The organism is Vibrio gelatinilyticus, from assembly GCF_022836845.1.
GTDB lineage: Bacteria > Pseudomonadota > Gammaproteobacteria > Enterobacterales > Vibrionaceae > Vibrio > Vibrio gelatinilyticus.
The window spans coordinates 55183-70263 of sequence record NZ_JAJNNZ010000003.1; the positions used below are offsets into that span (position 1 = coordinate 55183).

A 15081-nucleotide genomic window follows, 5' to 3' on the forward strand; every position below is an offset into this window, starting at 1 on the left:
ATACTGCTCCATCACATCCGAAAAATTCCGAATTGACTGTCGGCAATCGGCGCGTTTAAGGCTGCTTGGAGCGCAAGGCCGACAACGTGTCGGGTGTCTTTAGGGTCAATGATGCCATCATCCCACAATCGCGCGCTGGCATAGTAGGGGTGAGCTTGAGATTCATACAGTTCGATGATGGGCTTTTTAAAGGCTTGTTCTTGTTCTTCTGTCCATGTTTTTCCTTGCCTTTGGTAGCTATCACGCTTCACTTGCGCCATAACACCTGCAGCTTGTTCACCACCCATGACGGAAATTCGGGCGTTGGGCCACATCCACATCATTGTGGGATCATATGCTCTTCCGCACATACCATAGTTTCCGGCGCCGTATGAGCCGCCGATAATCACCGTAAACTTCGGCACATCAGCGCACGCAACCGCCATCACGAGTTTTGCGCCGTGTTTGGCAATGCCTTCTGATTCGTATTTTTTTCCAACCATGAATCCAGTGATGTTTTGTAAAAACAGTAACGGGATTTTTCGCTTAGCGCACAACTCGATAAAGTGCGCGCCTTTTTGCGATGACTCGGAAAACAGAATGCCATTATTAGCGACAATACCGATGGGGTGGTCATACAGCTTGGCGAATCCACATACCAACGTTCTGCCATATAGTGCCTTAAATTCATCAAAATCAGAGTCGTCGACAACACGGGCGATGATTTCTCGAACATCAAAGAGATGACGCAGATCGGCGTTGACGATGCCATAAATCTCCTGGGGATCATATCTTGGTGGAAGTCTGTCGCATGGCGTAGCGGCTGATCTATTGGTGCTTTTGACCGCCTGACGGGCCATGGTTAATGCCTCTTGTTCGTCTTGGGCATAGTAGTCGGCAACCCCTGATTGTTTACAGTGCACATCCGCGCCGCCCAACTCTTCAGCGCTGACGACTTCTCCAGTTGCAGCTTTCACCAAAGGTGGCCCTGCCAGAAAAATAGTGCCCTGGTTTTTAACAATGATGGAAACATCTGCCATCGCTGGTACATAGGCACCGCCTGCAGTGCACAGCCCCAACACTACCGCTAATTGTGGGATCCCTTTGGCAGACATCCGAGCCTGATTAAAAAAAATGCGACCAAAATGATCCCTATCGGGAAATACATCGGCTTGATGAGGAAGGTTTGCACCACCGGAATCGACAAGATAGAGGCAGGGCAGGTGGCATCTTTCGGCAATTTCTTGGGCTCGCAGGTGTTTTTTTACGGTCAGCGGGTAGTAGGTGCCACCTTTTACTGAAGGGTCGTTGGCAATCACCATGCAGGTGATGCCTTCAATCTGACCAATTCCAGCAACAACACCAGCGCAGGGCAGAGCGACGTCATACACTTGCCAAGCGGCGAATTGGCCAATTTCAAGAAAGTCGCTTTGCTTATCAAGAAGCGCACGAATGCGTTCCCGTGCAGACAGCTTTCCTTTCTGGCGTTGACGCTCTATAGCCGCCTGCCCTCCACCTTTTTTGATGACCTCAAGATTGGACTTAAGGTTATCGACTTGCTCTTGCATGATTTTCTGATTGGCATGGAAGCACGGATCGTTTGGCTTGGCCTTGGTGTGCAAAATCGCCATGTATTCCCCTTATTATTGGCTTGCCTGGTTGTCGTAATGGTTTTACGGGTTATTGCAATGAACTAGCGAGTTTCATCAAATAGTTCGCGTCCAATGAGCATTCGTCTGATTTCGGATGTACCAGCGCCAATTTCATACAGTTTGGCATCCCGTAGCAGTCTGCCTGCCGGAAACTCATTGGTGTAACCATTGCCCCCTAAGAGCTGTATGGCATCGAGAGCCAGTTGTGTGGCAAGTTCAGCGCTGTATAAAATAACCCCAGCGGAATCTTTACGGGTGGTTTCACCGCGATCACAAGCGGCAGCGACCGTGTACACGTAGGCACGTGCAGCATTGGCACGGGTATACATATCGGCAACTTTGGCCTGCACTAATTGAAACTCTCCAATTGCTCGGCCAAACTGCTGACGATCATGGATATAAGGCAGCACCAGATCGAGGCAGGCTTGCATGATTCCTAAAGGGCCACCAGCCAGCACGACTCGCTCATAATCTAAACCACTCATCAAGACTTCGGTGCCGTGGTTGATCTCGCCAAGAACGTTTTCTTTAGGCACGATGCACTCTTTGAACACCAACTCACAGGTGTTGGAACCGCGCATGCCGAGTTTGTCGAGCTTTTGACAATGACTGAATCCTTCAAACTGGCTTTCGACAATAAAGGCGGTAATACCGTGTGATTTTGCGGTAGGGTCGGTTTTGGCGTAGACCACCAGTGTGTGGGCATCGGGGCCATTGGTGATCCACATTTTGGTGCCATTGAGCACAAAATGGTCACCTACCCGAACGGCCTTGAGTTGCATGCTAACCACATCAGATCCAGCGTTGGGCTCGCTGATGGCCAACGCGCCAACATGGCTGCCATCGATTAGCTTTGGTAAATACTTTTCGCATTGTTTGGCGGTGCCATTACGATAAATCTGGTTAACACACAGATTGGAATGAGCGCCGTAGCTAAGGGCGACAGAGGCTGAAGCTCGGCTAATTTCTTCCATGGCAATGACGTGGGCTAAATAGCCCATTTCGGCTCCGCCATACTGTTCTGCAGCGGTAATACCCAACAAGCCCATGTCGCCGAATAAACGCCATAACGGATTCGGGAATTGATTATCGATATCGATTTGCGCCGCAATGGGTGCGATGTGCTGGCCAGCAAAGGCATTAACTTGCTCGCGCAACATGGTGATCGTTTCGTCTAAACCAAAATTGAGCGGTTTGTAATCGGTTCTCATAGCGCCTCCGCGATTGGCTAAACCCTGTTTTCGCGGTTAGCGACGCACCGAGTTTAGCATTATTCAAAGAGGGCTATGGTCGGGCTAACCGCTCACTGAATATTGTTAGGGTCAGAGCGCATTAGAGCTGTTTGACAGCGCTCTTTCGCGATATTGAGCTCGTGCATCACAACGCCAATATCGTCGAGTTGTCGTTGCAACGATGCTTGTTTTTCATCGATGATACTAAGCATTTTTTGCAGTTGGATATCACTGTGGTCAGTATCATAAAGTTCAAATAATTCACGAATTTCCGCCAATGAAAAACCAAGTCTTTTGCCTCTTAAAATCAGTCTGAGCCTGACCTTGTCCCGACGTTGATAGACACGAATTTTTCCCTTGCGGGTAGGGTGAATCAGTCCCATATCTTCATAAAATCGAATACTTCTTGTGGTGATATCGAACTCTTTCGCAAGTTCACTGATTTTGAACATTTCCACCTGATCATGTCCTCCAACGGCATAGTGATGAGGAAAGTAATGGTTAGGTTACCAACTTGTTTCTTTACGTTAACGTAAATGTTAGTGCTATGCTTACGTAAACGTCAAGAAAATGACAGCAATCAACAGTGCCTCACAGTAGTAATGCCTTTTGACTACTCAAATACATTCGAAAATCGAGGTCAGTCATTGTCGACACCGAATGGTGTCAAAAAGTGGAGTCAGATATGGAAAAGGCCATTTGGATTGTATCGGCTAAGCGTACCCCATTAGGGAGCTTTCAAGGTGAGCTGCGTGACCATTCAGCGCCCCACTTGGGTGGTTTGGCGATCAAAGGGGTTTTGGAAAAAGTGTTAGGTGCGAGCGACTTGGTCGATGAGGTCTTTATGGGCTGTGTGTTGCCAGCGGGCTGTGGACAAGCGCCTGCTCGTCAAGCTGCTTTGCACGCCGAGCTCCCATACTCTGTCGGGTGTACCACCATTAACAAAGTGTGTGGCTCTGGGATGAAGTCGATTATGCTGGCCTATGACCTTATCCGTGCAGGCTCTGTTCAATGCGTCATTGCTGGTGGGATGGAGAGTATGACGAATGCTCCTTACCTGCTGCAAGACAGTCGCAATGGTATGCGAATGGGTCATAAAACGACTCATGACCACATGTTTTTAGATGGTCTGCAAGATGCCTATGAAGGTGAACTGATGGGCGTGTATGCCCAGCGAATTGCCGATGCCTGTGCTTTTTCACGAGAAGAGATGGACCAATGGGCGATTCAGTCAGTGCAGCGCGCGCGAAAAGCGCAAGATTTAGGGCTATTTGCTGATGAAATGGTGGCCATCGAGCAAGATATGGGAGTGTTTGATCATGACGAGCACCCTCAGGATATCAATCTTGCTAAGATCCCTACGCTTCGCAGTGTCTTTGCCAAAGACGGAACGATCACCGCTGCAAATTCGAGTGCAATCTCCGACGGTGCGGCTGCTCTGTTACTTCTGGAGTCAAAGACCGCTTTACAGCACAACATGCCTCCACTTGCGATTATTAAGGGTCACACCACCCACGCCCGTAAGCCCCATGAATACCCGCTTGCTCCCGTGTACGCCATTCAATCGTTGTTGTCACAACTTGACTGGTCTATTGACGAGGTTAATTTGTGGGAGATCAACGAGGCCTTTGCTGTTGTGACTCAGATTGCGGTTAAGAAATTGGGCTTAGATCCAGACAAGGTCAATGTGAAAGGGGGAGCGTGCGCGCTTGGCCACCCGATTGGTGCGAGCGGGGCGAGAATCGTCGTGACGCTACTTCATAGTTTGCGTCAGCTGCAAGCGGCCGAACTTACTTCGATTCAGCCTTTGTCATCGACAGTTCAATCAACTAAGAAAACGATGCGCGGTATTGCTTGCTTATGCATAGGTGGTGGAGAAGCGACGGCAATAGCGATTGAAATTCCGTCAACCTGACTATGAGGACTACGTAATGAAATCTGTTCCGATATACATTGATGGTGACTTTCGTCAGTCCGCCACTCAGGAGTGGCTAGAGGTGACCAATCCGGCAAGCAACGAAGTTATTGCAGCATTACCCTGCGCCACCGAGCAGGAAATGAGTGAAGCGGTTGAAGGCGCGGCAATGGCGTTTCAAAATTGGAAAGATGTCGCGGTTCCAGAGCGTGCCCGCCTGATGTTGTGCTACCAGCACTTACTCAAAGAACATCATGATGAGCTTGCAACCTTGTTGTCTCAGGAAACCGGTAAAATTTTTGCCGATGCGAAAGGGGATGTATGGCGTGGCATCGAGGTTGTGGAGCAGGCAGCGAACATTGCAAGCAACACGATGGGGGAATGGGTTGAAAATGTGGCGAGTGAAATCGACACCTATTCGATCATTCAACCGCTTGGTGTGTGTTGTGGTATTACGCCGTTTAACTTTCCCGCCATGATCCCATTGTGGATGTTTCCTATCGCCATCGCCTGTGGCAATACGTTTGTCCTGAAACCGTCAGAGCAGGTGCCACTGACCGCGATTCGGTTAGCCGAGTTATTTGAACAAGCTGGAGCGCCTAAAGGCGTACTTCAAATCGTGCATGGTGGTAAAAAACAAGTCGATTACTTGCTGGCGCACTCAAGCATTCGTACAGTCTCTTTTGTTGGCTCGGTGCCAGTGGCTCAATATATATATCAGAAAAGCACTCAGTATTTTAAGCGAGTTCAGGCTCTAGCCGGGGCAAAAAACCATATGGTTGTGATGCCCGATGCCAATAAGGAACAGGTAGTAAATAATTTGGTTGGTGCTTCTGTGGGGGCTGCAGGGCAACGCTGCATGGCAATTTCCGTAGCGGTATTTGTGGGCGATAGCAATGAGTGGATTGGTGATGTGAAAGGTGCCATGTCGGCGATTAAACCTGGGCACTGGGATGATGACAACGCAGGTTTTGGTCCTCTTATCAGTCAACAAGCCAAGTCTCGCGTTTTGGGCTTGATTCAACAAGGTAAAGATCAGGGCGCCGTTTGTGAGTTAGATGGCAGCCAATGTGTGGTCGAAGGTTACCCTGATGGCAACTGGGTTGGACCAACGTTATTTAGTGGCGTAAAGACCAGCATGACCATCTATCAGCAGGAAATCTTTGGCCCCGTTTTGCTGTGTATCGAGGTTGATAGCCTTGAGGATGCGCTGGCGCTGGTCAATGCCAATCCTTATGGCAATGGCACCTCGATTTTTACTTCTAGCGGCGCGGCGGCGAGAAAGTATCAACACGAAATTCAGGTTGGGCAAGTGGGGATCAATGTCCCAATACCAGTGCCTTTGCCATTCTTTTCATTCACCGGCTGGAAAGGCAGTTTTTACGGTGATCTTCATGCTTATGGTAAGCAAGCCGTGCGATTTTATACGGAGACAAAAACCGTTACGGCACGCTGGTTTGAAGAAGATATAGCCGGTGCCCCTAACCTCACCATTCAATTGAAGTAGTCGACCAAAATCAAGCTTTGTAGCGGAGCGATGTATGGACTTTGAATTAAATGAACAGCAACGCGCATTTTCAGATACTGCTTGTCAGTTTGCACGTGACAAACTGAGTCCGAATGCAGCGCAATGGGATGAAGAAAAAATATTTCCTAAAGCGGTCTTAAAGGAAGCCGGTGAGCTTGGTTTTTTGAGCCTGTACGCACCGGAAAAACAGGGTGGACTAGGCTTATCTCGCCTTGATGCCTCTATTGTGTTTGAGCAGCTTGCCAGAGGGTGTACGTCTACAACGGCGTTTATGACGATACACAATATGGTGACATGGATGGTGGCGAGTTTTGCCAGTGATGCAGCCAAAGCAAGTTACTGCCCATACTTAATGTCCGGTGAATGGCTCGGCTCGTATTGCCTGACCGAACCCAATGCTGGATCCGATGCCGCATCCATCACCACCAGCGCAGAAAAAAATGGCGACTATTATTTACTTAATGGCAGTAAGACGTTTATTTCTGGTGCTGGTGAGACTGATGTGCTTTTGGTGATGGCCCGAACAAGTGATGACGGTGCCAATGGGATCTCTGCTCTTATTGTGCCAGCGCAGACCATGGGGATCTCCTTTGGGCGCAAAGAGCCGAAAATGGGCTGGAACAGCCAACCGACTCGTGCAATTACTTTTGAAAACGTCATGGTACCTTCGAATCATATCCTGGGAGAGGAGGGGCAAGGTTTTAAGTTTGCAATGAGAGGGCTTGATGGAGGACGCATTAACATTGCGTCATGCTCAATTGGCACCGCGCAGCAAGCACTTGAGCAAGCCACCTTGTACATGCAAGAGCGTACGCAGTTTGGTCGAGAGTTAGCACAGTTTCAGGGACTGCAATTTAAACTGGCAGACATGGCGACCGAATTGGTCGCGGCACGCCAATTGGTGCGTTATGCCGCTTGCAAGCTCGATAGCCAGGATCCGCAAGCCACAGCGTATTGTGCTATGGCAAAACGATTTGCCACTGACGTTGGTTTTCGAGTATGTGATCAAGCGCTTCAGCTTTATGGCGGCTATGGTTATATCAAAGAGTATCCACTGGAACGCTATTTTCGAGACGTACGAGTTCATCAAATATTGGAAGGCACCAACGAAATTATGCGCGTGATTATCGCTCGTCACTTGTTAAGCGATGCCGGTTCGATGTTGTAATCCCCTAACTATTCAGGAGGTTAACTTATGTCGCAGATAAAAAAGCAAACCATACAGACTAAGATTGACAATCACATCGCGGTCTTGACGATCAATAACCCTCCGGCCAATACCTGGACACAACAAAGCCTGACTGAGCTAAAAGAATGGGTGGAATTGCTCAATCAGGACAAGCAAGTCTATGCTTTGGTGATCACTGGTAGCGGCAGTAAATTTTTTTCTGCGGGCGCAGATTTAAGCTTATTTGCTAGCGGTAATAAGGCGGTGGCCTTTGATATGGCTAACTGTTTTGGTGAAGCATTCGAAACGCTATCGGCGTTTCGGGGAATCTCGATAGCGGCTATCAATGGCTATGCTATGGGAGGGGGACTTGAAGTGGCTCTTGCATGCGATATTCGCATTGCCGAGGAGCACTCGATTATGGCGTTACCCGAAGCCAAAGTGGGTTTACTGCCTTGCGCCGGGGGAACGCAGAACTTAACGGCATTGGTGGGTGAAGGTTGGGCTAAGCGTATTATTTTATGTGGTGAGCAGGTGAATGCTGAGCTGGCACACAGCATACGACTGGTGGAAGAAGTGGTCGCTAAAGGGGCAAGCATGGCCTGTGCAATGTCAATGGCAGAATCGGTCGCACAGCAATCACCACTATCGGTGGCGGCTTGCAAAACCTTGATTCAGGCAGCGCGAAGTACTACTCGTCAGCATGGGTTAATCAAAGAGCGAGAGCTATTTGTTCGTCTATTTGACAGTCAGGATCAAAGCGAAGGGGTCAACGCTTTTTTAGAAAAACGCCGCCCTAACTGGAAAAACCAATAGGTAAAAGGAAGCGCAATGGTACACAGAGTTCGTTTTTCAGAGCTGCCTTGTAATGACGGTCAGCATGCGATTGCCATAGCCACGTTAGACAATCCGGCATCTCTCAATGCGTTAACACTGGATATGATACAGCAGCTCTACCGCCAATTGGTCGAGTGGCAAAGCAACTCGCGAATTGCTTGTGTGGTCTTAGACAGCAAAGGTGAAAAAGCGTTTTGTGCGGGTGGAGACGTACGTGCCATGTATCATGTGATGAAACAAGAAACCGGGCAAGTCGCCCAGAAATACTTGTTAGAGTATTTCGCCTTGGAATATCAGTGTGACTACCTAATTCATACCTACCGTAAGCCTATCATCGTATGGGGAAAGGGCATCGTGATGGGAGGCGGAATGGGATTGTATATGGGAGCCAGTCATAAGGTGGTTACGCCTAAATCAAGACTCGCAATGCCTGAAGTCAGTATCGGCTTATACCCCGATGTAGGGGCAACCTGGTTTCTCAATAAAATCGATCCTAGCGTGGGGCTGTTTCTCGGGCTAACTGGCTCGCTGATTAATGCCAGCGATGCGATAGACATCGGATTTGCAGATCATATCGTACTTGAAGAAAGCCACATGGATGTCATTCAACAGTTGCAAATCAGCGATTGGTTAGAGCAAGAGGACCATGATGAGCTGGTCTCAGAGATACTCGAATCGTTTGCCGATCACAGTACTGGCGAACACCCGAAACGGCAGCTAATGGCGCATCTACCCGCGATTCAACAGGCTTGTATTGGTGACGATCTTGGCCATATTCAACAACGATTATTGGCGATAAAAACAGATGACCCTTGGTTGAAAGCGGCTAAGGCAGCCATGTCTCAAGGAAGCCCAATTTCAGCACATATCTGCTTTAGGCAACTAACCCAGTATCAGGCGTTGTCGTTGGCAGATTGTTTTCGCTTAGAGTTAAGTTTGTCGGTGCGATGTGGTGAGCTTGGTGAATTTCAAGAAGGGGTTAGAGCTCGCCTGATTGATAAAGATGGAGAGCCTAATTGGCTGTTTCGTCGTGTCAACGAGGTCGATATGGCGGTGATCGACAATCTATTTACAACACTGTGGCCGCAAAGCCAACACCCCTTAGGCCAGCTGGGTAACCGTTAGCCACAGATAGGGAACGCGACTGACGGACTTTGAATTAAATGAAGGAGGTAGCAAATGAGCACCATTGCATTTATTGGCTTAGGCAATATGGGTAGCCCCATGGCGCAAAATCTGTTGGCCGCAGGTTTCAACGTACAAGTTTTTGATGTCGATGAATCTGCAACAGCGCAGTTAGTACCGTTTGGAGCGATCGCTGCAGGCTCGTTGCAAGAAGTCGTGAAAGGTGCCGAGACGGTGATCACCATGTTGCCAGCCGGAAAGCACGTGCGGTCGGTGTATCTGGGGGATCTGCACGGTCGTGTTGGGCTGATTAATCTTGTTGAGGATAAGACCTTTATGATTGATTCTTCTACCGTTGATCCAGACTCAGCACGATTAGTTGCTAACGAAGCCGCCAACAAGGGGCTGGAGTTTGTCGACGCACCGGTCTCTGGAGGGGTTGCAGGAGCGCAGGCGGCGACATTGACTTTTATTGTCGGAGGTACAGACGCGGCGTTTTTACGTGCTAAACAGGTGCTGTCACATTTGGGGCGAAATGTTTTCCATGCCGGGCATGCTGGCGATGGGCAAATGGCTAAGATCTGCAACAACCTGATGCTGGGTATATTGATGTCTGGGACATGTGAAGCGTTAAACCTGGGTATCGAACATGGTCTGGATCCTAAGGTGCTGTCGGATATCATGTTGCAAAGCTCAGGCAGAAATTGGGCGTTAGAGCTTTATAACCCTTGCCCCGGAGTTATGCCTAATGCTCCCGCTAGTCATCACTATAGTCCCGGATTTATGAGTAAATTGATGTTAAAGGACTTAGGGTTAGGGGTGGAAACCGCATTGCAAACTCAAACGCCAGTTCCGATGGGGACACTGGCTCGTAATCTCTATGCTTTTCATAACGCCAATGGCAATGAAGCGCTCGATTTTTCAAGCATGTTTGAATTCTATCAACGACAGTCTAAGTCGTCACAATAAGCGATCATTGGATCACCTTTACTCAAGGAGGAGCCGTACTATGAATCTAAAACAAAGCGTGATAGCCATAACCGGAGCAGGGCAAGGATTGGGGCAGATGATGGCGATTACCTTAGCGCACTCAGGGGCTGAATTGGCTTTAATTGATGTCAACGAAGAGGCATTGCGCAAGACTCAAGACCAGTGTCATATGCTCAGTGTCAAGGCATTGACTTACTGTGCCGATGTCACGGATGAGCAGCAAGTCGAGCAAACTTTTTCAAATATCATTCAAGACTTTGGTCAATTAGATGGGCTCATCAACAACGCAGGAATTTTGCGCGATGGATTGTTAGTGAAACTCAAAGATGGCGAGATAAGTAAAATGTCTCTGGCGCAGTTTGATGCGGTGATGAACGTGAATGTCACAGGGACTTTTCTCTGTGCCAGGGAGGCCGCCGCTAAGATGATCGAAACTGAGCGGCAAGGCGTCATCATCAACATTTCCAGTGTCGCTAGGGCGGGCAATATTGGTCAAACTAATTATGCGGCTTCTAAGGCTGCGGTTGCGACTATGGCAACAACCTGGGCCAAAGAGCTGGCGCGCTATGGTATTCGAGCTGCCGCTATCGCTCCCGGTGTAGTGCAAACAGCCATGGCAGACCAGCTCAAACCAGAAGCGATTGAACGTTTGAAAGCCATGGTGCCGATTGGACGCATTGGTGAAAGCAACGAGATCGCTCATGCGGCTAAGTTTATCCTGGAAAACGACTACGTTACAGGAAGAGTGATTGAAGTCGATGGTGGAATGAGAATGTAAGGTGCTATCATGCGTTTACAGTCACCGGACTCAAAGGAAATAACAATGACCTCTATTCAAGAATTTATGACGCAGCACCACAAACAGTGTGATGACCTTCTAGTTGATGCCGAAGGTGCAATAGCCGCTAACGATTGGACCGAATTTGCATTGGGTTGGAATGCATTTGAAAAGGAAACATTGCACCACTTTGAACTTGAAGAGCAGGTTTTATTTCCTGAATTTGAAGCGCAAACGGGCATGGTTGGAGGGCCAACCAACGTAATGCGACAGGAACATAGCCAGATAAGGGCGATGTTTGAGCAGATGCAGCAGGCCATTGCGGAACAGAATCAGGAACGTGCCATTGGTGTGATTGAAAGTACCATGTTGTTTATTCAGCAGCACAACATGAAAGAGGAGCAGATCCTCTATCCAATGTCAGATAATCGCCTGAATAATGGTGAAGAACTGGTGGCCAGAATGAAGAGCCAGAGCTAACTAGGAGCGAGTAAGATATGATCGCGGTGATTGAGCTTGATGTCAGTACACTAGAACCACCCCAGCCAATGCACGAGATCTGTCAGGCATTGGTGGAGCTATCCAATGATCAAATACTCCATGTCACCCACAGGCGCAAACCGATTCCTTTATTTGAAATGCTAGACGACAAGTATTGCTATCTACATAGAGAAATCGAGGAGGGGGACCACCATATCTGGTTTTGGCACCTAGGTGTCAGACAGGCAGAGCAACAAGTAAAGGTGATGATTAATGAGAATGACAGGGCTTAACTTTGAGTCGATCCCTCCTTTAGCCACTCCTTTTCGTTTCTACCTTACTGCACCGATTTTCGCGTTAATTGCTGCAGCTTTGCTGATCGACCAGGGAAGTGCTATTTGGTTGAGCCGCTGGATGCCAGCATCATTGGCCATCACCCATTTATTGGCATTGGGAGTGATGGGATTGATCATGGTTGGTTCGCTGTTTCAAGTCGTGCCAGTGTTGTGCGGTGCGCCTTTGAAAATCGAAAAGTGGTCGTTGTTATTAATGCACGGCGGCCTAATGATTGGCACCCTCGCTTTATCAGCAGCCTTTCTTGGCTGGACAACATTTCTGACTGGGTTTGCTTTACTTGCCCTAAGCCTTGGTTACTTTGTTATCAGACTTGTTCTAGTTTTGGTAAGGCAAGCCCAAGGTGAACAAACGCGACTGCCTATTTTTTTGGCAGCGACTGCGCTTGGTGGTGGGGTGGTCATCGGTCTATTGCTTATCTCAAATGTTCTATGGGGATGGCTACCTACGTTTGGAAAAAGTATCACGAATTTACACGCAGGGTTTGGTGTATTTGGTTGGGTGCTATTACTGGTGATGGCCGTCAGCTTTCAGGTGATCCCCATGTTTCATGTGACGCCAACGTTTCCTGCTCCCTGGCGCATTGGCCTGATTAGTATGACGTTGTTTGGCTTATTTTCGTTATCGATGGTGACGCTGCTGGAACTTGACCAATATTATGCGGGAGTCATTTGCCCGATGGTCGCAGTGGTGTATGCCTTGATGGGGATTGAGCGTTTAAGTAAGCGAAAACGAAAATTACCGGATGCGGTAGTGACATATTGGCTAGTGGGATGGAGCTGTTTGATCTTAGGGTGCGTACTGATCATTGCGATGCCATTAATTGGCGATCAATATCAGGCAAAAGCAGAAGTGTTTGTTGGGCTCATTATTGGTTTGGGCTTTATCCTTGGCATCATCCAAGGCATGCTACTGAAAATCGTGCCGTTTCTCATTACGCTGCATTTGCAAAGGCTAGCGATGCAAAACCCTGCTGGTATGATGCTACTGCCCGATCACTACCAGTTGATCAGTCGCAATCAGGGAAAGTACCAATTTAGGCTGTATCTGTTGGTACTTATGTCTATTTTTGGTGCGTTATTCATGCCATCTTTGACCCCATTACTTGGCGTTTGCATAGCGAGTAATTGGCTTGTTATTGCATACAATATTAGTAAAGCGACATATGTGTATCGTCAGGTTCATAAACAGATGTTGGCTAGCGAGTGATAGTGGTTTTTTCAAACTCATGTGATTTTTCTAACAAACGCCTGACTATGATAAGCTTCGCGGTCAGGTAGGTTTGAGCGTGTTAGCGCTTTTTTAATTTCAGTACTAATGAACTCGTCGTTGAGGCCAAGCATCATCGTGACACATCAAGCATCACCACTGTCTAAATTCAGAACCTTTGCCACCACAGTGGACCATCTCGCACGACCTGAGCGTTTTACCTTCCCGTACTACTATTCGCCTCACCCATTGGCAGTCATTGCAATGCAAGAGTTGCAAGAATACTTGAAGTCTCAGTCAGATCTGAAGAATATGAGCAGGATGTTTGCGGTTTTGGTGGTAGAGAATGCGCAAGGCTCACTAGGCTACTTATGCTCATTTTCTGAAGACGGCACGACAGCAGAAGTCTCTAATTCGGTCACTGAGTTTTTTGTCGATCCCATTGTAAACCCACAGGATCGCATTGCCCAGTTTGGTGAGTTGGAGAATCAGATAGAGCAATTGGCCCAAGAGGTTGAACAGCAGCTAAATGCCTCGGACCTTATTCAGTTAAAACAAAGAATGGCTAACGGGGCCGAACAGTTTGAGCAAAAAATTGCGCAGTTCCAAAAAGAAATTGCCTTAAATAAGAAGCAGCGTAAACAACAACGTCAGCAGGCTGAAAGCGAAGTTGGTAAATCGATAGATGAAGAACAATTAGCTGCAATAATTCGCGATCTTGGTAACAAAAGTAGTGCTGAGAAAAGACAGCTCAAAGCATTAAAACAGGATTGGCAACGCACTCGCGAGGCATTGGATAAAGCACTTCAAAGCAAACAGCACAGTATTGAACTGTTGCAAAAACGCTATCGAAAGCTCGCTGATACACTCTTGCTTGAAACCCGCAGTGCCTGCCAGTTTCTCAATCGAGAAGGTAAGTCAAAAAGCCTACTAGCACTTTTTCCCGATACTGGAAAAAAACAGCCCATTGCTTTTGCCAGCGAACAGAACCTACCTAAGCTGCTGCAAGCCGCATTTAAGATGAGCCTGACGCCCATAGCACTGGGAGAGTTTTGGTGGGGAGACTCACCATATCAACAAATTCGCCAACATAAGAACTTGTATCCGGTGTGCCAAAGTAAGTGCTTTGAGATATTAGAGCACATGTTAGAGGGGATTGAGCTGGACGAAAGCCCACTTGAGCAAACGCCTTCTTACAACAAAGAGCTTGAAATTGTTTACCAGGATGATGCGTTAGTGGTGGTTAACAAACCCGCCGAGTTCTTGTCGGTGTCGGGAAAATACATTCAAGATTCGGTTGAAGCCAGAATTCGAGCAAAATACCCGGACGCTGAAGGTCCGCTAATTGTTCATCGATTAGATATGTCGACATCAGGGCTATTGGTGCTCACATTAACCTCAGAAGCTAACAAACGAGTACAACAACAGTTTATTGAGCGCAGCGTTGTAAAGCGGTATACCGCGTTGTTGGAAGGAAGCATCGAACAAGAGCAAGGCGTCATTGCTCTTCCATTAACGGGTGATATTGAAGATAGACCTCGGCAAAGGGTTTGCCATGATAAAGGTCGCAGCGCCGAGACTTCTTATCAGGTGATTGAAGTGAACAATAACCGCACCACAGTCCATTTGTACCCCAAAACAGGCAGGACTCATCAGCTTCGTGTTCACTGCGCCCATCAAGCTGGCTTGAACACGCCAATTGTCGGGGATGATTTGTATGGCTTTAAAGAAAGCAGGCTGCATCTACATGCTGGATTTTTAAAGCTGCGCCATCCTGTTACCGATCAAATCATTGAATTTGAGGTCCCTGCTGATTTTTGATGCTAAGGAAGGT

Annotated in this window: 14 protein-coding genes; 11 read left to right on the forward strand and 3 right to left on the reverse strand. The window is 48.0% G+C overall.

Annotated elements, in window-relative coordinates:
• Nucleotides 1-11: 11 nt before the first annotated feature.
• The 3 genes from LNL84_RS04435 to LNL84_RS04445 all read right to left on the reverse strand — a co-directional run bounded on the left by LNL84_RS04435 (nt 12) and on the right by LNL84_RS04445 (nt 3321).
• Nucleotides 12-1610, reverse strand: coding sequence for a carboxyl transferase domain-containing protein (locus LNL84_RS04435; protein ID WP_244355470.1), 1599 nt, complete (start codon nt 1608-1610; stop codon nt 12-14).
• A gap of 62 nt (nt 1611-1672) precedes the next feature.
• The gene (locus LNL84_RS04440; protein ID WP_244355471.1) at nt 1673-2842 is read right to left on the reverse strand and encodes an isovaleryl-CoA dehydrogenase; all 1170 of its coding nucleotides are present in this window, start codon (nt 2840-2842) and stop codon (nt 1673-1675) included.
• A gap of 92 nt (nt 2843-2934) precedes the next feature.
• Nucleotides 2935-3321, reverse strand: a complete 387-nt coding sequence (locus LNL84_RS04445; RefSeq protein WP_244355472.1) for a MerR family transcriptional regulator — start codon at nt 3319-3321, stop codon at nt 2935-2937.
• A gap of 227 nt (nt 3322-3548) precedes the next feature.
• Between LNL84_RS04445 and LNL84_RS04450 the strand changes: the two genes are divergently transcribed.
• From LNL84_RS04450 to LNL84_RS04500, 11 genes are all read left to right on the forward strand, one after another.
• Nucleotides 3549-4778 carry a thiolase family protein gene (locus LNL84_RS04450; protein WP_244355473.1) on the forward strand — a complete coding sequence of 410 codons (1230 nt, stop codon included), beginning with the start codon at nt 3549-3551 and terminating at the stop codon, nt 4776-4778.
• A gap of 16 nt (nt 4779-4794) precedes the next feature.
• Nucleotides 4795-6285, forward strand: a complete 1491-nt coding sequence (locus tag LNL84_RS04455) for a CoA-acylating methylmalonate-semialdehyde dehydrogenase (RefSeq protein ID WP_244355474.1) — start codon at nt 4795-4797, stop codon at nt 6283-6285.
• Nucleotides 6286-6319: 34 nt separating this feature from the next.
• Nucleotides 6320-7474 carry an acyl-CoA dehydrogenase family protein gene (locus LNL84_RS04460; RefSeq protein WP_244355475.1) on the forward strand — a complete coding sequence of 385 codons (1155 nt, stop codon included), beginning with the start codon at nt 6320-6322 and terminating at the stop codon, nt 7472-7474.
• Between the two features lie 27 nt (nt 7475-7501).
• Entirely contained in the window at nt 7502-8290 is a 789-nt protein-coding gene (locus tag LNL84_RS04465) for an enoyl-CoA hydratase (RefSeq protein ID WP_244355476.1), read from the forward strand.
• Between the two features lie 15 nt (nt 8291-8305).
• The gene (locus tag LNL84_RS04470) at nt 8306-9436 is read left to right on the forward strand and encodes an enoyl-CoA hydratase/isomerase family protein (protein WP_244355477.1); all 1131 of its coding nucleotides are present in this window, start codon (nt 8306-8308) and stop codon (nt 9434-9436) included.
• Nucleotides 9437-9490: 54 nt separating this feature from the next.
• Entirely contained in the window at nt 9491-10405 is a 915-nt protein-coding gene (mmsB, locus tag LNL84_RS04475; protein ID WP_244355478.1) for a 3-hydroxyisobutyrate dehydrogenase, read from the forward strand.
• A gap of 40 nt (nt 10406-10445) precedes the next feature.
• A complete protein-coding gene (locus LNL84_RS04480; protein WP_244355479.1) occupies nt 10446-11204 on the forward strand; it encodes an SDR family oxidoreductase in 759 nt (252 codons plus the stop codon).
• 45 nt (nt 11205-11249) lie between these two features.
• Nucleotides 11250-11684 carry a hemerythrin domain-containing protein gene (locus tag LNL84_RS04485; protein WP_244355480.1) on the forward strand — a complete coding sequence of 145 codons (435 nt, stop codon included), beginning with the start codon at nt 11250-11252 and terminating at the stop codon, nt 11682-11684.
• 17 nt (nt 11685-11701) lie between these two features.
• A complete protein-coding gene (locus LNL84_RS04490) occupies nt 11702-11977 on the forward strand; it encodes a DUF2249 domain-containing protein (protein ID WP_244355481.1) in 276 nt (91 codons plus the stop codon).
• Entirely contained in the window at nt 11958-13247 is a 1290-nt protein-coding gene (locus LNL84_RS04495) for a hypothetical protein (RefSeq protein WP_244355482.1), read from the forward strand. The genes LNL84_RS04490 and LNL84_RS04495 overlap by 20 nt, the downstream gene beginning before the upstream one ends.
• A gap of 108 nt (nt 13248-13355) precedes the next feature.
• Nucleotides 13356-15068, forward strand: coding sequence for an RluA family pseudouridine synthase (locus LNL84_RS04500; RefSeq protein ID WP_244355483.1), 1713 nt, complete (start codon nt 13356-13358; stop codon nt 15066-15068).
• The last annotated feature ends 13 nt before the right edge of the window (nt 15069-15081 follow it).